The following is a 24,090-nucleotide window of genomic DNA, read 5'->3' as shown; positions in this document are numbered from 1 at the left end:
GCCTTTCCGTTTGTTTTTGAGGGCGGCGCATGCGCCGGGGCGGTCGAGCGCGGGTTTGCCCGCGCGGGCATCCGCCCGCCGCAGGCTGCCCGCGCGCCGGATGCACTAAACTTGCGGGAATTTTGCATCGCCGCACCGGGGCCGCCGCCGCCGGGCGCGGCGATGCGGCGACTCGCGGGCCGGCGCGGGCGCCCGGGGCGCGCGCCGGCCGATTTTTCCCGACCCATGACGACCCATACCGATCCCGCCTATCTGCTCGGCGAGCTGCTGAAGAACGTTTCCCGCTCCTTCTACCTGACGCTGCGCGTGCTGCCCGACGGCATGCGCGACCCGGTCGGTCTCGCGTATTTGCTTGCGCGCGCGGCCGACACGATCGCCGACACGGCGCTCGTCGCGCCCGACCGCCGTGCGACGCTGCTGACCGACCTGCGCGACGACGTCGAGCGGCTCGGCGACGGCGCGGCGCTGTCGCGTTCGCTCGAGGACGTGACGCGGATGCAGACCGATTCGCACGAACACCTGCTGCTGGGCTCGATGGAGCCGATGCTCGCGCTGCTGCGCGCGCAGCCGGAGGCCGATCGCGCGTCGATCCGCAAGGTCGTCGCGACGCTCACCGCGGGGATGGAATTCGACCTGCGCACGTTTCCGGACGAGCAGTCGGGGCAGGTCGCCTCGCTGCCGACGCGCGATGCGCTCGACCGCTACACGTACCTCGTCGCGGGCTGCGTCGGCGAGTTCTGGACCGACATGACGGACGCGCACACGCGCGCCGCGCGCGGCTGGGATCTGCCGGACATGCGCGAGAAGGGCATCCGTTTCGGCAAGGCGCTGCAGATGACCAACATACTGCGCGACTGCGCGAAGGATCTGCGCATCGGCCGCTGCTACCTGCCCGACGACGTGCTGCGCGCGCACGGGCTCGTCGTGGCCGACCTGATGCAGCCGGAGGCTTCGGCGCGCGCGCGCGGCGTGCTGGTCGACCTGCTGCGCGTCGCGCTCGACCAGTATCGCGACGCCTGCTTGTATACGCTCGCGATTCCGCGTCGTTTCGTGCGGCTGCGGCTCGCCTGCCTGTGGCCGATCATGATCGGCCTCGAAACGCTCGAACTGCTGGCCGGCCACGCTGCGTGGCTCGACCCGGCGAAGCCGGCCAAGGTGCCGAGAAAGCGCATCTACCGGATCATGGCGGCGTCGCTCGCGCGGGTCGGTTCGAACACGGCGATCCGCGCGCGTCTGAACGCGCTCGTCGATGCCGTCAGCGCGCGGCTCGCGCACCCCGCGACGCAGCATTGAAGATCGCCGGCGCGGCAGGCGCCGGCATTCCCTCCCGGCCCGCATTCGTCGGGCCGTTCCCGTTGCGTCTGCGGCACGCCGACTAAAACGTTTTCATGATTTCGCGTTTCGAAACGTGGGTGTCATGAACGTCGGCGATCCTGCGCGGCGGCGTGAATCGAGGCGTCAGCTTCGATCGCGCATTTGTAAGACGTTTCATTGCCGAAGGCGTCTGACGACATCGGACGGTCGCGTGGCACCCGTAAAAATGTAAAGCTAGGGTTTTCACCGGCAAACGCCGGAAACGCCCGCCGCACAAGCGTTTTGGGCTGTCATGTAACCGTTTGGTGAACCCGCGCGTTGCGTCGATCATACGATGACCGACTGCACATGTTGGGAAACAATTGGTAATCCGTCAGAATCGCGTCGGCATGTACTCGCACATGTGTCAGTCATAAAACCACACCAGAAAAGAAATCATTCTTTGAGGACGGAGAATCAATGAAAAAGCGCGTCGCTTTCGCCATGACGGCAGTCGGTCTCGCAGCCGCTACCGCCGCCCACGCCCAGAGCAGCGTGACCCTGTACGGTATCGTCGACAACGGTCTGGCCTGGCAGAACAACTCGTCGGCAGTCGGTGCAACCTCGGGTGGTCACTCGAAGGTGCAGATGTCCACCGGCGTGTGGGCAGGCAGCCGCTTCGGCCTGAAGGGCAGCGAAGATCTCGGCGGTGGCACGAAGGCGATTTTCCAGTTGGAAGCCGGCGTCAACACGGCTAACGGCTCGTCGCAGTGGACCAACGGCATCTTCACGCGTCAGGCATGGGTTGGTCTGACCAACACCACGTACGGTACGCTGACGGCCGGCCGCCAGTACACCGCGTACTACACGCTGCTGTCGCCGTACAGCCCGACGACCTGGCTGACCGGTTACTACGGCGCGCACCCGGGCGATATCGACTCGCTGGATACCAGCTACCGCGCGAACAACTCGCTCGTCTACATGTCGCCGAAGTTCTACGGCTTCACGGTCGGCGGTTCGTACTCGTTCGGCGGCGTTGCAGGCGCGACGAACCGCGGCTCGACGTGGAGCGCGGCGATCCAGTACCTGAACGGCCCGGCAGGCATCGCGGTCGGCTACCAGAAGGTCAACAACTCGACGCTCGGCGGCGGCGTGTGGGGCGCGAATTCGACGGTCCAGAACGGCCTGACGGCAACGGGCGACGGCAACCAGCCGGCCGTTTCGTCGATCAACAACGGCTACGCGACCGCGCAGTCGCAGCAGCGGATCGCCGTGACGGCGGGCTATCAGTTCACGCCGGCATGGGACATTTCGGCGTCGTACTCGAACGTCCAGTACACGCCGGGCACGGGTTCGTTCTTCCGGAACAAGGCCATCTTCAACACGGCTGGCGCCGTGCTGCACTGGAAGGCAGCGGCTCAGTGGGACTTCGCGGCAGGCTACTCGTACACGGCCGCCACGCAGTCGAACGGCATCACCAGCTCGGCCAAGTACCACCAGGTCACGCTGTCGCAGTACTACAGCCTGTCGAAGCGCACGGGCCTGTACGCGGTTGAGGCTTACCAGCACGCAAGCGGCAACACGCTGAACACCAAGGGCAACGCAATCATCTCGGCGACCACGTCGATCGGTGATGGCGTGGGCGCGGGTTCGAAGCAGAACCAGATCGGCGTCGGCGTCGGCCTGATCCACCGCTTCTGATGCCGCGCGGCGCGCGAGCGCCGCTCACGGCATGCGGGATGAAAAAACCGGCTTTCGAGCCGGTTTTTTCGTTTACGTCGCGAGCGTTCGCCCGATCCTCAGGATCACCGATCGATCGGCGACTTCAACGGCTGATGCTCGCCCGTCAGCCCGAACACGACGAGTTGCGCGGGCTCGGTCGCGCTCGCATTGCGCGACACCTGGTGCCGCGAGCCGGGCGGCTCGTACCAGCCTTCGCCGGCGCGATAGCGTTGCAGCGGGCCGCCGTTCACCTGCGACAGCACTTCGCCTTTCGACACGACGGCGAACACCGAGCCGAGATGCCGATGCGCTTCGGACGCCTGACCGGGCGCATAGTCGACCGTCGCGACGACGACGCGCTTGCCGGGCGCTTCGGGCACGGCCTGCTGCATGATCGCGTGCACGGCGTCGCCGGCGTCGTGCGCATGGGCCGCGGCCGGCAGCGCCGCGGCGAGCACGAGCCCGGCGGACAGCGCGACACGATGGAGCGGGGCACGGATCATCGTCGCCTCCTTACTCGGGCATCTTGCGGAACGCGATCGCGAAGCGGTTCCACGAGTTGATCGTCGCGATCAGCATCGACAGGTCGAACAGCTCCTCGTCGGTGAAGTGCGGCTTCACGGCTTCCCAGACGGCGTCGGGCACATGGTTGCTGGCCACCAGCGTCAGCGCCTCGGTCCATTCCAGCGCCGCGCGTTCGCGCTCGGTGAAGAACGGCGTTTCGCGCCACGTGACGACGGTCGCGAGACGGCGATCGGTTTCGCCGCCCTTGCGCGCATCGGTCGTGTGCATGTCGACGCAGAACGCGCAGCCGTTGATCTGCGACGCGCGCAGGCGGACGAGCTCGGCGAGCGGCTTCTCGATCGAGCTCTTCGCGAGGAATTCCTCGGCGTTGCGCATCACCTTGATGGCATTCGGGCTGGCGGCATAGAAGTTCAGGCGCGGTTGCATGGCAGGTCCTTTTCGGTTGGGTAGCGCCGGGGTGGCGCGACAGGACCCACTTTAAGAGCCGCACTGGCCTGCTTGAATAACCAATTCCGGGAAAATTTAGGTAACCAGTGGCGACCCGCCCGCGAGGCTGGCCTCCAGCAAACCGGCCAGCTTCGCGAGCGCCGCGTCGATGCGCAGCGCGTCGATTCCGCCATAGCCGAACAGCAGCCCCGGGCGCACCGGCACGCCCACGTGGAACGCCGAGATTCCGTACAGACCGATGTCCTGCGCCCGCGCCGCGCGGACCAGCGCCGCTTCGTCGAGCCCCGGCTTCAGGTGCGCGGCCAGGTGGATGCCGGCGGTCGGCACGATTGCGTCGAACCACGGCGCGAGTTCGCCGCGCAGGTGGGCGATCAGCATCTTGCGACGCGCGTCGTAGTGCTTCTGCACGCGTTTCAGGTGCCGCGCGAAATCGCCTTCGAGCATGAAGCGCGCGAGCGCCGCCTGCGTCAGCGTGCACGTGTGCCAGTCGACGATCTGCTTGGCCTTGGCGAGCGCGCCGCGCAGCGCGCGCGGCGGAATCGCGTAGCCGATCCTCAACTCGGGGAAAATCGTCTTCGAGAACGTGCCGACGTACGCGACGAGGCCCGTGCGGTCGAGGCTCTTCAGCGATTCGACCGGCCGCCCTTCGAAACGGAATTCGCCGTCGTAGTCGTCCTCGATGATCACCGCGCGACGGTGCTGCGCCCATTCGAGCAGCGCGACGCGGCGATCGAGCGTCATCGGCATGCCGAGCGGGAACTGGTGCGACGGCGTCACGTAGACGAGCCGCGCGTCGTCCGGCAGCCGCTCCGTGACGAGGCCGTGCGCGTCGACCGGCACGCCGATCACCGTCGCGCCGAGCGACGCGAACGCGGCGCGCGCCGGCGGATAGCCGGGATCCTCGACCGCGACGACGTCGCCCGGCCGCACGACGACGCGCGCGAGCAGGTCGAGCGCCTGTTGCGCGCCTTGCGTGACGAGCACGTCGTCCCAACTGCAGGCGACCGCGCGGCTGAATGCGACGTAGCGCGCGATCGCGCCGCGCAACTGCGGGTCGCCGGCCGGGTCGTGATACTGGCCGGGGCCGCGCGCCTGCCGACGCAGCGCGTGATGCAGGCAGCGCCGCCATGCGTCGAACGGGAACAGCGTCTTGTCGGTCACGCCGCCGCGAAAGTCGAAGCCGGGCGCGTCCTGCGGCGCGGGCATCGCGAGCGCATCGGGCAGGTCGTTCCACAGCGCGCGCGCATCGACCGCGTCGACGCGCGGCGTCTCGTCGACGATCGACTGCGCCGACGTCGCCGCGGCGTGCGGCACGCGCGCCAGGCCGTCGGCGACGAACGTGCCGTCGCCGGCGCGTGTCGTCAGGTAGCCCTCGGCGACGAGGCGCTCGAAGGCGTCGAGCGTCGTCTTGCGCGACACGCCGAGCTGTTTCGCGAGGTCGCGCGTCGACGGCAGCCGCGCGCCACCTTCGAGACGCCCGTCGACGATCGCGGTGCGCAGTTGCCGGAAGATTTGCCCCGTCAGGTCGTGACGGCCTTCGATGCGGATCGCGATGTCCATCGCAGTGGTTACCTCGATTCGAGTCGTTTCGCGTGAATCAGCATACCGGAAGTTGCCGGCATCAGCGGCGGGTTGACAGTGGGCGAGCGGCTTCGCGCGAGAGCGGCCGGGCCACGCATTCCCGCGGCGGGAACCGGCCGTCCCGGCAAGCCGGCCCGTCGTCCGATTGGACCGCCGCGTGCCGCTGCCGTACGATCCACGACAACCTCATCCCGGAGCGACCTCATGCTGTCCGAAGACGAACTGGCGCTGCTCGATGCGATCCGCGCCACCGGCAGCCTGTCGCGTGCCGCCGCGCGGCTCGGCAAGGCGCCTTCGACGGTGTCGCATGCGGCGCGCCAGCTCGAAACGCGGTTCGACGCATTGCTGTTCGACCGGCGCGGCTATCGGCTGCAACTCACGCCGGCCGGACAATTGCTGGCCGACGAGGCGGCGCGGCTGGCGCTCGACGTCGCACGGCTGACGCAACGCGTGCGACAGGTCGCGAGCGGCTGGGAGGACCGGCTGTGGATCGTCAGCGACGAAGTGCTGGAGTTCGATACGCTGCTGCCGGTCGTTCGCGCATTCGATGCGCTCGATTCCGGCGTGTCGCTGCGTTTCACGCACGAGGTGCTCGGCGGGACCTGGGAGGCGTTGCGCGACGGCCGCGCGGATCTGGTCGTCGGTGCGACCAACGAGCCGCCGGCGATTCCGGGCCTCAAGTGGTTCGAACTCGGTGCGATGGAATGGGTGTTCGCGGTGTCGCCGCGCCATCCGCTGGCGTCCGCGAGCGCGGTGCTGACGCGCGATGCGATCGGCGCGCACCGCGCGGTCGTCGTCGCCGATTCGTCGCGGCGCGCGGCCGGCCGCGCGTACGGCCTGCTCGGCGGGCAGGCGATGCTGGCGGTGCCGTCGATGCGTGCGAAGATCCTCGCGCAGCGCGATGCGCTCGGCGTCGGCTGGGTGCCGCGCCGGCGCGTGACGTCGTTGCTCGCGCGCGGCGAACTGGTCGAGAAGCAGACGGCCGATCCGCGCGAGCCGAATCTGCTGTACGTCGCGTGGCACGGCGACCGCGACGGTCGCGCGCTGCAATGGTGGCTGGAGCGACTGCGCGAGCCGCGACTCGCGCGGCGATTGCTCGACGGGATCGACGTGGTCGGTTGAGCGCGCTCGCTTCAACATGTTCGACGTTTTCGAACATGTTCGCCGCGCCGGTCGTAAGGCAACGCCGCGCGTCGCGCGCATCCTGTGCTCACGGTCAACTCACCGGTTCACAGGAGAACATCATGCAACGCTTCGAAGGAAAGACGGTCCTCGTCACGGGCGGCAACAGCGGCATCGGCCTGGCGGCCGCCCGCGCATTTGCGGCCGAAGGCGCGCGAGTCATCATCACCGGGCGCGACGCCGACACGCTGGAAGCCGCCCGTCGAACGCTCGGCGAAGAGGCGCGGGCGATTCGCAACGAAGCCGGCAGCGTCGCGTCGGCCCGCGCGCTGGCCGACGCGATCGCCGCCGCCGGCGTGCGGCTCGACGCGGTATTCGTCAACGCGGGCGTCGCGAAACTCGCGCCGTTCGCCGACAGCGACGAAGCGATGTGGGACCTCGTCTTCAACACCAACGTGAAGGGCGCGTATTTCCAGATCCAGTCGCTCGTGCCGCTGCTGAACCGCGGCGCATCGATCGTGATCAACGGCTCGATCAACGCGCACATCGGGATGCCGGGTTCGTCGGTGTACGCGGCGAGCAAGGCGGCCGTCAATTCGTTCGCGAAGACGTTGTCGACGGAACTGCTGCCGCATGGCGTGCGCGTGAACGTGGTCAGCCCGGGGCCGGTGCAGACACCGTTGTACGGCAAGCTCGGGCTCGATGCGGCGACGCTCGACGAGACGGCCGACAAGATCAAGGGCCTCGTTCCGATCGGCCGGTTCGGCACGCCGGACGAAATCGCGTCGACGGTGCTGCACCTGAGCGCGCCGGAATCCGCGTTCATCGTCGGCGCGGAAATCATCGCGTCGGGCGGGATGGGTTTGCTCTGAGGGGCGAGGCGGGCGGGGACCGTCACCGGCCGATACGGTGCCGGGCGAGCGGCCCCCGTCACATGCGCTAGCGGGATGCACACGCGCCGCGCGCGGCGTCGCCGGTTTCCAGTTGCGTCACCGTCAACCCCGCGAACGTCGCGCGGCCTTGCTCGGCGAACACGGCCACGCGATCCGCATCGAGCGGCGGAAAGATCAGGTCCGTCAGCGCTACGCGGCCGCCGTTCGCGAAGACCTCGACCGACCCGCGATCGACGACGATCTCGAGCCGCAGTTGCCCGTGTTCGAGCGGCAGATCGACGATGTGCTCGCGGCTGAACGTGCCGACGAAATTCGCTTCGCCGGATTGCGAGCGGTCGAGCGTCAGCGTGCGCTTCGCGGTGTCGTACACGATCCGGGTGCCGATCGAGCCGTCGCCCGAGCGCCGGACGATCAGCCCCGCGCGCGCGGCACGCTGCGGCGAGATCGTCACGGTGATGCGCTGGACGACGCCGCGCGTGGCGGCCGACAGCACCCGGGTAGCGGAGTCGACCGTGACGTCGCCTTCATGCACGGCGGGCCGACCGTCGGCCCATGCGTCGAAGGCGGCGGCGGGTGCGACGACGAGTCTCGGCTCGCCGTCGATCGTCTTCAGCGACAGTTCGCGCGGCAGCGTGGTCGCGCCGCGCCATGGGGCGGTCGGCGCCTTTGCCGCGTAATCCCAGTTGCTCATCCATGCGATCGCGACCGGCCGGGCGCCGGGCGCGCCGGAGAACGTGCCGGCCGCATAGAAATCGGCGCCGTGATCGACCCAGCGGAATTGCGCGGGATCCGAGCCGCTCGGCGCGACGCGGTCGGGCACGAACGTGCGGCCGTCGAAGTCGCCGACGAAATACATCGCGCCGGAGCCGCCGGCGATCGACCACGGATTCACGTTGACGATCATCACCCACTTGATGCGGCGGGGATCGCCGTCGAGCGGCAGCGGGACGAGATCGGGCATTTCCCACAGCGCGCCCGCATGCGGCACGTCCGGCAGCGTGAAATCGCTCAGGAACGACCAGTGGATCAGGTCGTCCGAACGATAGAGCTTCACGACCTGCGCATCGGCGACGACCGTCGTCATCAACCAGTAGCCGCCCGGCGCATACCACGACACTTTCGGGTCGCGAAATTGCTTCGATTCCGGATCGAGCGTCAGCACCGGGTTGTGCGCGTACGGCTGCCACGTCGTACCCCGATCGAGGCTGTACGCGAGCGACTGGGCCTGTATGCCGGGTGCGTGACCCGAGCCGGGCTTGTAGACGCTCGTATAGAGCGCGACGAGCGGCGTGTGGCCCGGTTTGCCGAGGCCGGACGTGTTCAGGGTATCGGCGACGATCGAGCCGGAGAAGATTTCCTCGGTGGCGTTCGCGCGCATCGCGACCGGCTGCTCGCGCCAGTGGACGAGATCGGTGCTGATCGCGTGGCCCCACGACATGTTGCCCCAGTCGTTGCCGAGCGGGTTGTACTGATAGAACAGGTGATAGCGGCCGTTCTCGTAGACGAGCCCGTTCGGGTCGTTCATCCAGTTGCGCTGCGGCGTGTAGTGGAGGGCGGGCCGCCATTGCGGCGTGCCGTTGTCGGCCGGCGTGTGGCATGGCGCGGCGGCGGCCTGCGTGCAGGCCATGCAGACGAGCAGCAGCCGGACGAGGCGGACGGAGCAGCGAAAAGACGTCGATTTCATGCGGGGCCAGGCGCTTCGTCGGACGAAGCGGGAAAGGAGGGCGCAGGCCGGCTGCAACGGCGGCATGCGCGATGGTCGAAAGAAAAGTCGAAATAAAAAAGAGGAGGCGCACACGCGACACGCGCGATACGCGCCTCCTGAACCTCGTGCCTTCAGAGACGATCGTTATCGTTGGTTGTCCTGATTGCCGCCGCCGTTACGGACGGGTGCCCGGGCCGCCGTCGTGGCCGGCGCCCGTCGCCGGCAGGTTCGCGGGGATGTCGCCGTAGCCGCCGAGGCCGCCGCGTCCGTACGTGCGGTCGACCGCCGTCGACGTGCCGTTGATGTTGACCTTCACCGTCGGCGCGAGCGTGCCGCCGCGGCGCGGGCCGATCGCATCGATGAACGACTCGACGAGCCCGCCCGGCATCACGTAGTGCGAATACGACTGGAATTCGCGCGGGTTCTGGTTCGGGTCCTGCGAATACGGTGCGCCGGCCGGCGCGGAGAAGTCGGTCGGGTTGCCCAGCACGAGGCCGCTGCCGCCGTTCAGCGGCAGGAAGTCGCTGCGGATGCCGTTGCCGACGAAGCCGTACACGCCGTCCGGGCCGTCGACGCCGGCCGCCATCGTCGTGCGGTGGCTGATCGTGAACAGGTAGTACTTGCCGTCCTTCAGATAGATTTGCGGACGCTCGGTCTGGTCGTCGACGCAGTTCGCCGACAGGATCGGCGGCAGGAACTTCCACTGGGTCAGTTGCGGATTCGTCGCGACCGCAAGGCCGACGTTGGCCTTTTGATACACTGCGCCCGAATTCATCACCGCGTTGAGATCTTCCCGGTTCGGATCGTTCGGCGCATAGCCGAGATCGGCCTCGGTGCAGGTGCGTGCGCCGCGCGGGCCGCCGGTATTGCCTTCGAACACCATGTAGGTCTTGCCCGGATGGGCGGGATCGGTGAACACGAACGGATCGCGGAACGAGAAGTAGGTGTTCTGCTGGCCGGTCTGGTAGTAGTTGCCGTCCGGTTCAAGCAGCGCCTTGTGATCGTCGAAGCCGGTGAACCACACGTGCTTGTCGTCGGCGTGGATGTGGCCGTCGGCGCGCGTGATGATCGCCTGCGGCGGCGTGATGTCGGCGCCGCCGGGGGCCGAGCGGTTGAACGACGTCGCGGTGTAGTAGAGGCTGACGTTGTCGCCGTTGGTGAGGCGCGCGGAGCCCGACCATTCGGCGTTGTTGGTCATCGGTGCGGTGCCGAACACCTTGACGCTCGCACCGTCCGGGAACAGGTGGCCGCCCCAGGTCCAGCCGCCGTTCGCGGGGCGTTGCGACGCGGGGATGCCGGCGCGGCGATAGAAGAAGCCGATGCGGGCGTGGACGTGACGGTCGTCGAACGTGTAGCCGGCGTGCGGATCGGCGGTGAGCGAGAAGATCACCTCCCAGCCCTTGTAGCTGAGCTGGTTCGCGCGCAGGTCGGCCAGCGGCCACGTGTCCCATACCCACACGTTCGAGTTGATCAGCGGGAAATCCTGCGGGATGTCCGGCATCGTCAGCGCTTGCGGCAGCGAATTCCTGTCGGCGCCGGCGGTGTGCGATTGCGCGACGATCTGGCGGATGTCCGCCCGCGTCCAGCGCATCGTGAAATTGCCTTCGGGATCGTAGGCCTGCTGCGTATGGGGCGTGGGCATCGGCGCGCCCGTGCCGCCGGACTGCGCGTGCGCGACGGACGCGAAGGCGGCGAGTGCGCCGCCAGCGAGCAGCAAACGTTTGGCCGCGGTCGGGCGGAAAAGGGGAAAGTATGTCATCTCGTCGTCGTTTCCTGGATAGTTGAAAGTGAACGGCTGAGTGGGCATCGATGTCCAAACCGGTTTGGATGCTATTTCAAACCGGTTTGGAACGCAAAAGATATTTATTTGACGGTAATCATTACCCAATGGAAATAATTACCCGCTCGGCGCGTCCGAGTGTTCGGGCGGCCGGGCGGATCGGCGACTGCGAGGGATGACGGTGACGGGGAAGGTGAATCTGAAGGCGCTGTCGGACGCGCTCGGGCTGTCGCGGACGACGGTCAGCCGTGCGTTGAATGGCTACGACGATGTCAGCGAGGCGACGCGCGAGCGGGTGGCGAAAGCCGCGCGGGAAATGGGCTACGTGGCCGATCCGACCGCGCGCCGGCTCGCGACCGGGCGGGCCGACATGATCGGGATCGTCTACCCGTTCGGCGCCGGCGATCTCGGCGATCCGCGCTTTGGCGAAGTCGTCGCGGGCATCACCGAGCGGCTCGCCGAGCGCAATCTCGATTTCATCATCGCGTCGGCGCGACCGAACGCGGAACTGGATACCTATCGGCGCATCGTCGACGGCAAGCTCGTCGACGGGCTGATCGTCGCGCGCACGCTGGTGGACGACCCGCGTATCGTGTACCTGCGGGCGAGCGCGTTTCCGTACGTCGCGTACGGCCGCACGCAGGCGGCCGGCCCGTATGCGTGGTTCGACTTCGACAACGAGGCGGGCGCGCGCGACGCGGTGCGCCGGCTGATCGGCTTCGGGCATCGGCGCATCGCGATGATCAGCGCGCCGCTGACGCTGAATTTCGCCGCGCAGCGGCGCGCCGGTTATCTGTCGGCATTGCGCGAAGCCGGTATCGACACGCAGCCGGCGCTGCTCGTCGAGTGCCCGTTTACGCACGACGGCGGGCTGCAGGCGGCGCGGGCGTTGCTCGCGCACGCCGAGCCGCCGACCGCGCTGCTGGTCGACAACAACATCGCGGGCGGCGGCGCGTTTCGCGCGCTGGTCGACAGCGGATTGCGCCTGGGCGCGGACATGTCGCTGATCGTCTATGACGGCGTGCCGCCGGATATCGCGCATCCGTACCGTGTCACGGCGGTCATGCAGCCGACCGGGCATGCATCGGGACGCACGCTGGCGGAACTGATGCTGCGGCTGCTGGACGACGGCGTGTGCGATCAGCGGCTCGAAGCGCCGGCAATCGAAGCGGGCGATACGGACGGTCCGTTGCGCGGATAGCCGGCGGTGGCCGGCGCACGGCAGGGCGGCGGGACGGCGGGAGGCGGCGATGGCGATGCCGGACTGCGCGCTCCGTCGAAAAAGCCATGACGATGGCAGGGGCGAATACGCGTTCTTCTAGACGACCGGTCTAATCCGGGGATATCATCCGTCCTCGTGAATGCGGCGACGTTCCTGGCAGGTTCATGCAGCGGGACGCCGTCGTTTTATTTCGGCCGCTTCTAGACGACTGGTCTAATAGGCGTATATCGCATGCGGACGAATGGATCGCACGTTGCCGCCCGCTGGGTGACTAACCGACAGGCGCGCCGTGCCGACGTGCGGCCCCGTTCCCCGTTCATTTTCGAAGGAGTGTCCGATCATGAAGATTCTGGTTGTCCTGACCTCGCACGATGCGCTGGGCGACACCGGCAAGAAAACCGGCTTCTGGCTCGAGGAACTGGCCGCGCCGTACTACACGTTCAAGGATGCGGGCATCGAGCTGACGCTCGCGTCGCCGAAGGGCGGCCAGCCGCCGCTCGACCCGAAGAGCAGCGATCCGACCGCCCAGACCGACGCGACGCGCCGCTTCGACGCCGATGCGGCGGCCAAGGCCGAACTCGCGTCGACGCGCAAGCTGGCCGAGGTGTCGGCGGACGACTACGACGCCGTGTTCTACCCGGGCGGCCACGGCCCGCTGTGGGATCTCGCCGAGGATCTGCATTCGATCGGCCTGATCGAGCGCATGCTCGCGGCCGGCAAGCCGGTCGCGGCGGTCTGCCACGCGCCGGGCGTGCTGCGCCACGTGAAGAACCCGCAGACCGGCGAGTCGGTCGTGCGCGGCAAGCGCGCGACGGGTTTCACCAACAGCGAGGAAGCGGCCGTCGAGCTGACCGAAGTCGTGCCGTTCCTCGTCGAGGACATGCTGAAGACCAACGGCGCGGCATTCGAGCGCAGCGCCGACTGGGCGCCGCATGTCGTCACCGACGGGCTGCTGATCACCGGGCAGAACCCCGCGTCGTCGGCGCCCGCGGCCGAGGCGCTGCTCGCGAAGCTCGGCCACCGCTAAGCGCATGGCGCCGGCCGGGCCGGCGCCGTTTCCTTGCCGTCGTCGGGCGCAGCCGGTCCGCCGACGGCCCGCATCGTCGCGCCGTGCGCTCCGCACCGCGCATCCCATCCGTTTCGTAGAACCCAGCAAAGGAGTCGTGGATGTCTGCCCTGTTCGAACCGTTCAAACTCAAGGATGTCACGCTGCGCAACCGCATCGCGGTGCCGCCGATGTGCCAGTACGTCGCCGAGGACGGCGTCGTCAACGACTGGCATCACGTGCATCTGGCCGGCATCGCGCGCGGCGGCGCGGGCCTCGTGATCGCGGAGGCGACGGCCGTGTCGCCGGAAGGGCGCATCACGCCGGGCTGCGCGGGGTTGTGGAACGACGCGCAGGCCGACGCGTTCGCGCCGTCGGTCGCGGCGATCAAGGCGGCCGGCGCGGTGCCCGGCATCCAGATCGCGCATGCAGGCCGCAAGGCGAGCGCGAACCGTCCGTGGGAAGGCGACGACCATATCGCGGACGGCGATCCGCGCGGCTGGCAGACCATCGCGCCGTCGGCGGTGCCGTTCGGTGCGCACCTGCCGAAGGTGCCGCGTGAAATGACGCACGACGACATCGCCCGCGTGCAGGCCGACTTCGTCGCCGCGGCGCGGCGTGCACGCGACCTCGGTTTCGAATGGCTCGAATTGCACTTCGCGCACGGCTATCTCGGCCAGAGCTTCTTCTCGGTGCATTCGAACCAGCGCACCGACGAATACGGCGGTTCGGCCGAAAACCGCGGCCGCTTTCTCGTCGACACGCTCGCGGCCGTTCGCAAGGTGTGGCCCGAGCATCTGCCGCTGACCGCGCGCCTGGGCGTGATCGAATACGACGGCCGCGACGAAGAGACGCTCGCCGAGTCGATCGCGCTCACGCAGCGGATGAAGCGGGAAGGGCTCGACATGTTGAGCGTGTCGATCGGCTTCTCGACGCCTGCCGCGCAGATTCCATGGGGGCCGGCGTTTCTCGCGCCGATCGCCGAGCGCGTGCGTCGCGAGGCCGGGCTGCCGGTGTCGTCCGCGTGGGGAATCGACACGCCGCAACTGGCGAACCGCGTGATCGAGCAAGCGCAGCTCGATCTCGTGATGGTCGGCCGCGCGCACCTGGCCGACCCGCACTGGCCGTACTACGCGGCCAAGCAGCTCGGCGTCGAGCGTCCGTCGTGGACGTTGCCCGCGCCGTACGCGCACTGGCTCGAGCGCTACCGGATCGCCGACAAGGCCGCCTGAGCGGGGCGCGTCGACGTCGCGCCGGGCGGCCCGCGCATCGCGCGGGCCGCCGATCCGGCGCCGATGGATAGAATGGCGGTTCGTCCAGGCCGGTTGCCTGGGCGAGCCGCCATTTTTTTCATTTCGACAGAGGTGCCATGGGCGCACATGTCCCGTCGTCTCACGATTCCGCCGCGCGGCCGCGCGCGCAGCAGATCGCCCGCGTCGCGCTGTATGCGGCGCTGCTGGTGCTCGCGCTGTGGGTGATCCGCGACTTCATCCCCGCCATCGCATGGGCCTGCGTGATCGCGATCGCGATGTGGCCGCTGCTGAAACGCTTCGAATCGCACCGGCTGTTCCGCGATCGGCCGACGTTGATCGCGACCGTCATCACGGCGGCGATTTCGCTGCTCGTCGTGCTGCCGGTGGCCGTCGCGACGGCCCAGGCGATCGCGCAGGCGCACGACCTGCGCGAGTGGCTGCGCACGGTCCAGGACAACGGCATTCCGCTGCCTGACGTGGTCGGCCGCTTGCCGTACGGCGCCGCGCAGATCACCGAATGGTGGCAGGCCAATCTCGGCCATCCGCTGCATGCGGCCACCGCGATGCATGGCGTCAACGGTGAGAAATTCCTCGCGTTCGGCCGGCAATTCGGCACGAAGCTCGCGCATGTGCTGCTCGAATTCGGTTTCATGCTCGTCACGCTGTTCGTGATCCTGCGCGCCGGCCACAAGCTGTCGGGCGCGCTGCTGCAGGGCGCGCGGCGCGCGTTCGGGCGCAACGGCGCGCAACTGATCGAGCGCATGGTTGCGGCCGTGTACGGCACGGTGACCGGGCTCGTCGTCGTCGGGCTCGGCGAGGGCGCGTTGCTCGGCGTCGCCTATGCGCTCGCCGGCGTGCCGCACGCGGCGCTGCTCGGGCTCGTCACGGCGGTCGCCGCGATGCTGCCGTTCTGCGCGCCGGTCGTGTTCTGCGGCGCGGCGCTCTGGCTGTTCGTGCAGGGGGCGACCATGTGGGCCGTCGTGGTGGCGGCGCTCGGGTTCGTCGTCGTGTTCGTCGCCGAGCATTTCGTGCGGCCGGTGCTGATCGGCGGGTCGACGCGGCTACCGTTCCTGCTCGTGCTGTTCGGCATCCTCGGCGGCGCCGAGACGTTCGGCCTGATCGGGCTGTTCGTCGGGCCTGCGCTGATGACGGTGCTGACGATGCTGTGGACCGAATGGATCGCCTGATCGCGCATGCCGCTGCACGGGTCGATGCGCCGATGCAGCGGCGCGGATGCGCGCGCACCGGCGCATCGTCTGCGACGATCGATGACGATTCGGCCGTCGCCGCGAAGACGCGCAAATGCAGAGATCCGGATAAAGATCTCTACATTTCTTTTCGATCCGGACCCAAAGGTCGAGTAGCATGGGGCTTTCGATCACGCCGGTACGGCGCAGCAGATTTCCCGAGCATGCGATTGATTTCGATGTCCCGTCCCGCAGCGACGCTGTCCCTGGCCGCCAGCTGCCTGATGTTGCATGGCTGTGCGTGGTTTGACTCGTGGCTGCCGTTCTCGTATTCGCGCACGCCGCTTGCGCGGGCCGCGTCGCGGCACGGCGCGACGCGCGCCGACGTCGTCCGCGCCGCCGGCAACCCGCGCAGCGTCTGGATGGTCCGCAACGGCAGCGGCGTCTGCTACAACTACTTCATCGAGCACGGCAACGATCACCGGCCGTACTTCGTCGTGTTCGACAAGGCCGGCGTCGTCACGCAGTACGGCTTCGATACCTGCATGGACGCCGATCGCAAGGGCGCGCTTCAGGCGGGCAAGAGCGCGTCGCGATAGGGCGGCGGCCGCACGCCGCGCGAGTGCGAGCGCGTCATGCTGCCGTCACGCTATCGTGTCGACCACGCCGCCGTCGACGCGCAACGCCGCGCCGGTCGTCGCCGACGCCTGCGGCGAGCAGACGTACACGACCAGGTTCGCGACTTCCTCCGTCGTCGCCGGTCGCTGGATGATCGAGCTCGCGCGCTCGCTGCGCACGAATTCCACTGCGACGTCGTCGATGCTGCGGCCCGTTTCGTCGGCCTGCGCCTTCAGCATTGCGCGCACGCCTTCCGACATCGTCGGCCCCGGCAGCACCGAATTGACGGTCACGCGGGTCCCGGCCGCAAGCTTCGCCAGGCCGCGAGCGATCGACAACTGCGCGGTTTTCGTGAACCCGTAATGAATCATGTCGACGGGGATGTTCAGGCCCGATTCCGACGAAATGAACACGATGCGCCCGGCATTGCGTTCGATCATGCCTTTCAGGTAATGCCGCGCGAGCCGCACGCCGGACATCACGTTGATCTGGAAATAATGTTCCCATTCGGCGTCGTCGATGTCGAAGAACGCCTTCAGGCCGTAGATGCCCGCATTGTTGACGAGAATGTCGGCATCCGGCGTGTGCTGCGTGACGCGCGCGACGCCGGCCGCGTCGGACAGGTCGGCGGCGACGCCGTCGAAGCGTGCGCCGGGCACGGCGTCGCGCAGTTTCTCGAGCGCGGACTGCACCGACGCATCGCTGCGGCCGTTGACGACGACGTGCGCGCCGGCGCGCGCGAGCCCTTCGGCGATCGCGAGCCCGATGCCGGCGGTGGAAGCGGTGACGACCGCGGTCTTGCCTTTCAGATCGATCTGCATGAGCGTGACGGGGGAAGAGTGAACGGGAACCGCCGCGCGTGCCGCGGCGGACGGAATTCAAAGCTTAGGCAAATTCCGGTCGATCGGCCATGTCGCGAGCGTGTCCGCGGCGTCGATGCGAAGCCGATCCTTTCGGCTCGAGCGCCCGAGCAGGCGGCATGCCTGCAAGCGAGGGCGGGGGCTGTTATCGCGTCAGCGCGACATGCTCCGCATCTTGTGTCGAAGCTTCGGCGGGGCAGGATTGTGCCGCGATCGGTTTCGCGCGTGCAATCGCGCCGAACGTCGAAGCCGGCGGGGCGGTTGCGCGGCGCTGCACAGTCTTGTACGGTGAGCGTTCGTCGTCCGACCCGGGAGCCCGCCGCGTGAGCCGCATTGCCAACCGATCCGCCGTACCGTCGCCGTTCTGGCGCGATACCGCGCTGCCGTTCATCGAGGCGCGCACCGTCGACGACGGGCGCGCGATCTGCTACGCGAAGCACACGCACGACACGTTTTCGGTGGGCGCGATCGTTGGCGGCACGAGCACGTACGTGAACGGTGCGACGAACGCACACGTCGGGCGCGGCGTGCTCGTGATCATCGATCCGGAGCAGGTGCACGCATGCAACCCGTACGGCCCCGACGCGTGGGCGTACCGGATGGTCTATGTCGACGTGCCGTGGCTCGCGCGCCTGCAGCACGCGCTGGGCCGCGATCCGAACCGCGATTTTCACGGGTTTTCGCCGAAGTTGACCGAGCGCGGCGATCTGTTCGCGCAATTTGGGGGCTTCTACCGCACGCTCGTGTCGCCCGGCATCGACGCGCTCGGCAAGGAGAGCGCGGCGGTCGAATTCTTCACGGCGCTGCACGGCGCGCTCGATCGCGAACTGCCCGATTCGCGGCCGGGCGACGACAACGCGAAGCTCGCGCGCGCGGCCGACTACATCGCCGCCCATTGCCGCGAGGTCGTCACGCTCGATGCGATCTGCGCGGCGGCCGACCTGTCGCCGTCGTACCTGATCCGCGCGTTCAATGCGCGTTACGGGATGACGCCGCACGCGTTCCTGATCGATCGGCGCGTGCAGTACGGCCGCACCGAACTGCGCCGCGGCCGGCCGATCGCCGAAGTCGCGCTCGACGCCGGCTTTGCGGACCAGGCACATTTCCAGCGCGCATTCCGGCGGATCGCGGCCGCGACGCCCGGGCAGTACCGCAGCGCCATGCGCTGAATGCAGCTGCGGCCAGCTCGCTACACGTCGAGTAGAAACAGCGCACTGCCCGCGAGCAGCAATGCCATCAGCCGGTTGAACACGCGCATGCGTCGCGCGTTCGCGAGCCGGTGCCGCAGCGACGCGCCCGCATAGCCCCAGCATGCGATAGATGCAAAGCAGATCACCAGATACAGCGCGGCGAATTGCCAGATCTGCGCGCGATCGCCGTCGGCCGCGTACGCACCCATCGCGGCCACGCACGCGAGCCATGCCTTCGGATTGAGCCACTGCATCGCCGCGCCCGCCGCGGCCGACGGGCCGGCTACGTCCGGCTCGGCCGACAGTCGGCCGTCGTCGAGCGCGAGCCGCAGCGCCATGTACAGCAGGAACGCGATCCCCGACCACTGCGTGGCCGTCGTCAGCATCGGCCAGCGCGCGAGCGCCGCGTGCAGGCCGAGGCCGATCAGCAGGAACAGCGCGACGAAGCCGAGCGTCGCGCCGGCCGCGTAGCGCAGGCTCGCGCCGAGACCGTGGCGTGCGCCTGCGCTGAGCGCGACGATGTTGACGGGACCGGGGGTGATCGACGAGGCGAGCGCGAACGCGGCCATCGAAACCAGCATGCTCATCGGGTGTCTCCATGCGACATGTCGAAAGTCGCATCGAGACTACGGGCGCCGCGTCGGCCCGTATTGAAGAAAACTGCTCTCGGCGGCGCGCGGCCGCCGTCAGTGCAACGCGCGCGGCGCGTGCGCCGGCCGCGCGCCGCGCGGATCGGCCGAATCGGCGGCACCGGCGGGATCGGCCGGGCCGACGGCGTCGGCCGGACGCGGCGGCCCGCCCGACCAGGGCTGCGTCGACACCGAGAAGCCGAACGTGTTGACGCCGCCCGAGCACGAGACGAACACGCCGCCACCGTGCATCTCGGCCACGGCCTTGACGATCGACAGCCCGAGCCCGTGGTTTTCCTTGCTGTTCGCGCGCGCTTCCTCGAGCCGGTAGAAGCGCTCGAACACGTGCGAGCGCCGCACCGGGTCGATCGGCTCGCCGGGGTTCGACACGGCCATCTCGACGAGCGTGTCGCGGCGCGTGATCGTCACGTTCAGCGTCGCGCCCGGCGCCGAATGCTGGATCGCGTTGATCAGCAGGTTCGTCATCGCGCGGCGGAACAGCGACGGATCGACGGCCGCACGCGCGTCGCCGTGCAATTCGGCGCGCAACTGCGCCTCGTCGAGCGGGATTTCGAGGAAGTCGAGCATGCGCCGCACCTCGTCGGCGAGCGATACGTCCTTCAGGTCGGTCGCGCGTTCGCCGCGGTCGCTGCGCGACAGGAACAGCATGTCGTTGATGATCACGCGCAGCCGCTCGAATTCCTCGAGGTTCGACTGCAGCGTCTGGCGCATCCGCTCGACCGAGCGGTCGCGGCTCGTCAGCGCGACCTGGGTCTGGCCGATCAGGATGCTGATCGGCGTACGCAATTCGTGCGCGACGTCCGCGTTGAACGCTTCGAGCCGTGCGTAGGTTTGCTGGATCCGTTCGAGCGCGCCGTTGAACGACGTCGCGAGATCGCGCAGCTCGGTCGGCAGCGCGTCGGTGTGCAGCCGCTGGCGGCGGTTCGTCGCGCTCACGCTTGCCGCGTCCTGCGACAGCCGGTCGAGCGGCGCGAGCCCGAAGCGCGCGACCGCGCGGCTCAGCAGCAGCGTGACGACGGTGGCCGTCGCGATCAGCGCGGCCAGCGTCCACGCGAAACGGCGCAGCATCCGCTGGGTGCGCTCGCACGACGACGCGACGATCAGCTTCACGTCCGGACGCTCGCCGCTGCCCGCGATCGCGACGGTCTTCGTCATCACGTTGTAGCTGCTGTTGTTGAGCGCGTACTGTTGGAACGCGCCGAACGGTTTGCCGTCGGGCACGCCGTCGACCGGATGGCCGAAGCGGAAATCGGCGTCGGGGCTGTCGACCTGATAGCGCGTCGATCCGTCGGGCGGTTCGAGGTCGGCGAGTTTTTCCTGCATCAGGCGGCCGCGCGCGGCTGTTGTCGCATGCGACACGATCATCTGCGCGACCTTCGCGCGCGTATCGATGGTCGCGCGCAGCTCGGCGAGCAGTTGGCGCTCCATCATCACGAACAGCCCGCAGCCGACCAGCGTGAACACGAGCAGCGACACGATGCCGAACATCGCCGACAGGCGCAGGGCGATCGAGCGTTTCATGCGTGCTTCTCCGCGTCGCCGTCCTCGCGCGCCTCGAGCACGTAGCCCATGCCGCGGATCGTGTGCAGCAGCTTGTCCGCGAACGGGCCGTCGAGTTTCGCGCGCAGGCGCTTGATCGCCGTCTCGACGACGTTCGCGTTGCTGTCGAAGTTCACGTCCCACACGAGTTCGGCGATGGTCGTTTTCGACAGCACCTCGCCGCTGCGCCGCGCGAGCACGCCGAGCAACTGGAATTCCTGAGCGGTCAGATCGAGCCGCGCGCCGTCGCGGGTCGCGCGGCGGCCGATCAGGTCGACGCGCAGGTCGCCGATCGAGATCAGCGTCGATTCCTGCACGCGCGCGCGGCGCGTGAGCGCCCGCAGCCGTTCGATCAGTTCGAGGAACGAGAACGGCTTGGTCAGGTAGTCGTCGGCGCCGCCGCGCAAGCCTCGCACGCGGTCGTCGACGCGATCGCGCGCGGTCAGCATGATCACGGGCGTCTGCTTCTGCGCGCGCAACGCACGCAGCACGCCGAAGCCGTCGAGCTTCGGCAGCATCACGTCGAGCACGACCACGTCGTAATCGAATTCGACGGCCTTCCACGCGCCGTCCTCGCCGTCGAGCGCGGTGTCGACGACCCAGCCTTCCTCGGTCAGGCCGCTCTTCAGGTATTCGACGACTTTCGGTTCGTCTTCGACGATCAGTACTTTCATGTTCGTTGTCCGCGTAACCGGGTTAAGGGCGGGTCAAGGGCCGACGCCCGCGCTGCGCTGCGGGGCCGCCGACGCGACGTCGGACGGCGCGGGGGCGTTCGCCGCACCACCGTCCCAGCCGCCGCCGAGCGCCTTCGCGAGAAACACGACGAGCGCCGCGCGCTGGCCCTGGATCTGCACGGCCTGGCGCTCGCTCGTCAGCAACTGCTGCTGGGCCGTCAGCACGTCGATGAACGGCGTCAGGCCGCCCGCGTAACGGTCCTGCGCGAGCGAGACGAGCTTGCGCGCGTCGTCGACGGCCGCGGAAGCCTGCTGCGCCGCCTGCGCCAGCACCGACAGGCCGGTCACCGCATTTTGCACCTCCTGGAACGCGGTGAGCACGGTCTGCCGGTAGCTGGCCTGCGCGGCCACGTAGCCGGCCTGCGCGAAATCGACGCCGGCCTTCAGCTTGCCGCCTTCGAACAGCGGCTGACTGAGCGACCCGCCGACCGACCACAGCAGCGCCGGCACGGTGAACAGGCCCGCGAAGCGCGTCGCGTCCCAGCCGATGTCCGGCGACAGCGCGATGCGCGGGAAATACGCGGCGCGCGCGACGCCGATCTGCGCATTCGCGGCGGCCATCGCGCGCTCGGCCGACGCGACGTCGGGGCGCCGCTGCAGCAGGTCGCTCGGCATGCCGGTCGGCAGCGCCGGCGCGTTGATCGGCGCCACGCGCGGCGGCAGCGAGAAGGCGGGGGCCGGCGTGCCGACCAGCGTCGCGATCGCGGTTTCGACCTGCGCGCGCTGCTGGATCAGCAGCTGTGCCTGCGTGCGCGTCGCGTCGAGCTGCGCGCGCTGCTGCAACAGATCGAGGCCCGACACCGCGCCGAGGTCGTGGCGTGCGCTCACGTAGTCGAGCGCCTTCTGCTGCAACTCGATCGAGCGCTTGACCACGTCGATCTCGGTGTCGAGTTCGCGCAGCGCGAAATAGCTCGATGCGAGATCGGCGCTCAGCACGAGGCGCGCGTTCGCGAAATCGTCGCGGGCCTGCTCGGAGCTGGCCTGCGCGGCTTCGACGCCGCGTCGCACGCGGCCGAACAGGTCGAGTTCGTAGCTGACCGCCGCGCCGACCTGGATCTCGTTCTGCACGGTCGACATGCTCTTCGTCGCGTAGTTGGTCTGCGGCCGGTCGGCGGAGATCTTGAAGCGCTGGCCGCTCGCGTTCAGGCCGACGGCCGGATATTGCGCGGACGCCACCGATGCGAGCGTCGCCTTCGCCTGGTCGTAGCGCGCGGCCACCGCCTTCAGGTTCTGGTTGTTGCGCAGCGCGTCGGTTTCCAGCGCGTCGAGCTGTGCGTCGCCGAACGCGGTCCACCAGGCCGGATCGAGCGGCGCGCGGGCCGGCGCGGCCGGATGCCAGTACGCGTCGGCCGGGTCGAGCCGCCACGCGGCCGGCGTGTCGACGGCCGGGCGCCGGTAATCCGGGCCGACCGTGCAGGCGGCGAGGGCGGCCGCCGCGACGATCGCGACGGCGCCGATCGCGGCCGGGCACAGGCGCGTGCGCATCGCGCTCACGACTTCGCTCCGGCGACCGCGGATGCCGGCTTCGCGGCCGGCGCCGCCTGCACGACGACCGTGTCGCCGTTCGCGAGCGCGTCGCTCGGGTTTTCGACGAGGCGGTCGCTCGGCGTCAGCGGGCCGTCGACTTCGAGCGTCTGCCCGATCGTGCGCGCGATGGTCACGGCTTTCAGATGCACATGGCCGTTCGCATCGACGGTCGCGACCGTCGGGCCTTCGGCGCGGAACAGCAGCGTATTGGCCGGCACCTGCAGGCGGCCGACCGGCGTCATCGGCAGCGTCGCCTGCACGTACGCGCCGGGCAGCAGCCGCCCGTCCGGGTTCGGCAGCGTGATCTCGATCTGCAGCGAACGCGTCGCGACGTCGATCGCCTCGGACGTGCGCGTGATCGTGCCGTCGAACGTCCGCCCGGGCAGCTCGGCCTGCGCGACGCTCACGTGCTGGCCGACCTTCACCTGCTGCGCATACGCCTGCGGCACCTGCACGTACAGCCGCAGCCGGTCGGCCTGCACGACCGAAAACAGCGAGCGGCCCGCGTTGCCGGAATTGACGAGATCGCCGACGTCGACGTTGCGCTGCGTGACGATCCCGTCGATCGGCGCGACGATCCGCTGGAAGCCCTTCAGCTCGGTGAGGCGGCGCATGTTCGCATCGGCCGCGGCGAGGTTCGCGGCGCCCTGGTTGAACGCGCCTTGCCGGTCGTCGAGCTCCTGTTGCGACACGGCATCGCGCTGGCGCAACTGCTGCGCGCGGTCGAACGACGTCTTCGCGAGCGCGAGCGCGGCTTGCGCCTGCTGGCGCTGCGCGGTGGCTTGCGCCAGTTCCTGGTTCAGTTCCGGCGTGTCGAGTTCGGCGAGCGTTTGCCCTTGCTTCACGTGCGCGCCGATGTCGGCATGCCAGCGCAGCACGTAGCCGCTCGCGCGCGCATAGATCGGCGCCTCGACGAAGCCGCGCAGCGTGCCGGGCAGCGTCAGCTTGCCGCCGGTGGCCGCGTCGACCGGATGCGCGACGCTCACGTACTGGCGCGTGTTCTGCTCGGCGACCGCGTCGAGCCGGCTGCGGTTCAGCCCGTTGACGATGAGCGTGCGCGCGGCGCCGGCGGCCAGCAGCACGCCGATCACGATCGCGACGATGCGCGCGCGTCGCGACACCGACGCGCGCGCCGGCAGGTGCATGCCGTGTTCGTCCACCTGAATGCCGACGGCGCTGTGATGTTTCTCTTCCATG

21 protein-coding genes are annotated in these 24,090 nt (G+C 68.8%); 10 read left to right on the top strand and 11 right to left on the bottom strand.

The genetic code is table 11. The features are described 5' to 3' along the window. Positions 1-225: 225 nt before the first annotated feature. Positions 226-1,293, top strand: coding sequence for a phytoene/squalene synthase family protein (locus WT53_RS21095; protein ID WP_059783643.1), 1,068 nt, complete (start codon positions 226-228; stop codon positions 1,291-1,293). 480 nt (positions 1,294-1,773) lie between these two features. Continuing rightward, positions 1,774-2,994, top strand: coding sequence for a porin (locus tag WT53_RS21090; RefSeq protein ID WP_059822509.1), 1,221 nt, complete (start codon positions 1,774-1,776; stop codon positions 2,992-2,994). A gap of 104 nt (positions 2,995-3,098) precedes the next feature. Here WT53_RS21090 and WT53_RS21085 read toward each other — a convergent pair whose 3' ends face one another. From WT53_RS21085 to WT53_RS21075, 3 genes are all read right to left on the bottom strand, one after another. Further along, entirely contained in the window at positions 3,099-3,518 is a 420-nt protein-coding gene (locus WT53_RS21085) for a cupin domain-containing protein (protein ID WP_059822507.1), read from the bottom strand. Positions 3,519-3,528: 10 nt separating this feature from the next. Further along, positions 3,529-3,966: a carboxymuconolactone decarboxylase family protein gene (locus WT53_RS21080; protein ID WP_006479143.1), complete on the bottom strand. Its 438-nt coding sequence runs from the start codon at positions 3,964-3,966 to the stop codon at positions 3,529-3,531. 96 nt (positions 3,967-4,062) lie between these two features. Then, the gene (locus WT53_RS21075) at positions 4,063-5,547 is read right to left on the bottom strand and encodes a PLP-dependent aminotransferase family protein (protein ID WP_060261249.1); all 1,485 of its coding nucleotides are present in this window, start codon (positions 5,545-5,547) and stop codon (positions 4,063-4,065) included. Between the two features lie 225 nt (positions 5,548-5,772). Here WT53_RS21075 and WT53_RS21070 point away from each other — a divergent pair, with 225 nt between their 5' ends. Next, complete coding sequence (locus WT53_RS21070) at positions 5,773-6,690, top strand: LysR family transcriptional regulator (RefSeq protein WP_034204925.1); 918 nt, start codon at positions 5,773-5,775, stop codon at positions 6,688-6,690. Between the two features lie 122 nt (positions 6,691-6,812). Continuing rightward, positions 6,813-7,562, top strand: coding sequence for an SDR family oxidoreductase (locus tag WT53_RS21065; RefSeq protein ID WP_059822799.1), 750 nt, complete (start codon positions 6,813-6,815; stop codon positions 7,560-7,562). A 67-nt stretch (positions 7,563-7,629) separates the two neighbouring features. On the opposite strand, the gene WT53_RS21060 is transcribed toward WT53_RS21065, so the two are convergent. Both WT53_RS21060 and WT53_RS21055 read right to left on the bottom strand, forming a co-directional pair. Further along, positions 7,630-9,267: a glycoside hydrolase family 32 protein gene (locus WT53_RS21060; protein WP_060261246.1), complete on the bottom strand. Its 1,638-nt coding sequence runs from the start codon at positions 9,265-9,267 to the stop codon at positions 7,630-7,632. A gap of 196 nt (positions 9,268-9,463) precedes the next feature. After that, a complete protein-coding gene (locus WT53_RS21055) occupies positions 9,464-11,047 on the bottom strand; it encodes a glycoside hydrolase family 68 protein (RefSeq protein ID WP_034204922.1) in 1,584 nt (527 codons plus the stop codon). A gap of 196 nt (positions 11,048-11,243) precedes the next feature. Between WT53_RS21055 and WT53_RS21050 the strand changes: the two genes are divergently transcribed. The 5 genes from WT53_RS21050 (at position 11,244) to WT53_RS21030 (ending at position 16,374) form a co-directional block, all read left to right on the top strand. Next, positions 11,244-12,269, top strand: coding sequence for a substrate-binding domain-containing protein (locus WT53_RS21050; RefSeq protein ID WP_060261242.1), 1,026 nt, complete (start codon positions 11,244-11,246; stop codon positions 12,267-12,269). A gap of 361 nt (positions 12,270-12,630) precedes the next feature. After that, positions 12,631-13,317 carry a type 1 glutamine amidotransferase domain-containing protein gene (locus WT53_RS21045; protein WP_059783628.1) on the top strand — a complete coding sequence of 229 codons (687 nt, stop codon included), beginning with the start codon at positions 12,631-12,633 and terminating at the stop codon, positions 13,315-13,317. A 140-nt stretch (positions 13,318-13,457) separates the two neighbouring features. After that, entirely contained in the window at positions 13,458-14,567 is a 1,110-nt protein-coding gene (locus WT53_RS21040) for an NADH:flavin oxidoreductase/NADH oxidase (protein WP_034204919.1), read from the top strand. A 137-nt stretch (positions 14,568-14,704) separates the two neighbouring features. Beyond that, complete coding sequence (locus tag WT53_RS21035) at positions 14,705-15,775, top strand: AI-2E family transporter (protein ID WP_034204918.1); 1,071 nt, start codon at positions 14,705-14,707, stop codon at positions 15,773-15,775. A 224-nt stretch (positions 15,776-15,999) separates the two neighbouring features. Next, positions 16,000-16,374, top strand: coding sequence for a hypothetical protein (locus WT53_RS21030; RefSeq protein ID WP_034204917.1), 375 nt, complete (start codon positions 16,000-16,002; stop codon positions 16,372-16,374). Positions 16,375-16,419: 45 nt separating this feature from the next. On the opposite strand, the gene WT53_RS21025 is transcribed toward WT53_RS21030, so the two are convergent. Continuing rightward, positions 16,420-17,214, bottom strand: a complete 795-nt coding sequence (locus WT53_RS21025) for an SDR family NAD(P)-dependent oxidoreductase (RefSeq protein WP_034204916.1) — start codon at positions 17,212-17,214, stop codon at positions 16,420-16,422. A gap of 362 nt (positions 17,215-17,576) precedes the next feature. Between WT53_RS21025 and WT53_RS21020 the strand changes: the two genes are divergently transcribed. Beyond that, positions 17,577-18,422: an AraC family transcriptional regulator gene (locus tag WT53_RS21020; RefSeq protein WP_060261238.1), complete on the top strand. Its 846-nt coding sequence runs from the start codon at positions 17,577-17,579 to the stop codon at positions 18,420-18,422. A 20-nt stretch (positions 18,423-18,442) separates the two neighbouring features. Here the strand turns inward: WT53_RS21020 and WT53_RS21015 are convergent, their stop codons facing one another. From WT53_RS21015 to WT53_RS20995, 5 genes are all read right to left on the bottom strand, one after another. Then, complete coding sequence (locus WT53_RS21015; RefSeq protein WP_034204914.1) at positions 18,443-19,030, bottom strand: LysE family translocator; 588 nt, start codon at positions 19,028-19,030, stop codon at positions 18,443-18,445. Between the two features lie 99 nt (positions 19,031-19,129). Beyond that, complete coding sequence (locus tag WT53_RS21010) at positions 19,130-20,614, bottom strand: heavy metal sensor histidine kinase (protein WP_060261235.1); 1,485 nt, start codon at positions 20,612-20,614, stop codon at positions 19,130-19,132. Next, positions 20,611-21,306: a heavy metal response regulator transcription factor gene (locus WT53_RS21005; protein ID WP_059505120.1), complete on the bottom strand. Its 696-nt coding sequence runs from the start codon at positions 21,304-21,306 to the stop codon at positions 20,611-20,613. The genes WT53_RS21010 and WT53_RS21005 overlap by 4 nt, the downstream gene beginning before the upstream one ends. Before the next feature lie 33 nt (positions 21,307-21,339). Then, the gene (locus tag WT53_RS21000; RefSeq protein WP_060262087.1) at positions 21,340-22,851 is read right to left on the bottom strand and encodes an efflux transporter outer membrane subunit; all 1,512 of its coding nucleotides are present in this window, start codon (positions 22,849-22,851) and stop codon (positions 21,340-21,342) included. Positions 22,852-22,856: 5 nt separating this feature from the next. After that, positions 22,857-24,089, bottom strand: a complete 1,233-nt coding sequence (locus WT53_RS20995) for an efflux RND transporter periplasmic adaptor subunit (protein WP_034204911.1) — start codon at positions 24,087-24,089, stop codon at positions 22,857-22,859. Position 24,090: the final 1 nt, after the last annotated feature.

It is taken from the genome of Burkholderia sp. MSMB2157WGS (genome assembly GCF_001532755.1).
Classification (GTDB): domain Bacteria; phylum Pseudomonadota; class Gammaproteobacteria; order Burkholderiales; family Burkholderiaceae; genus Burkholderia.
This window is presented reverse-complemented; position numbering and strand designations above follow the sequence as displayed.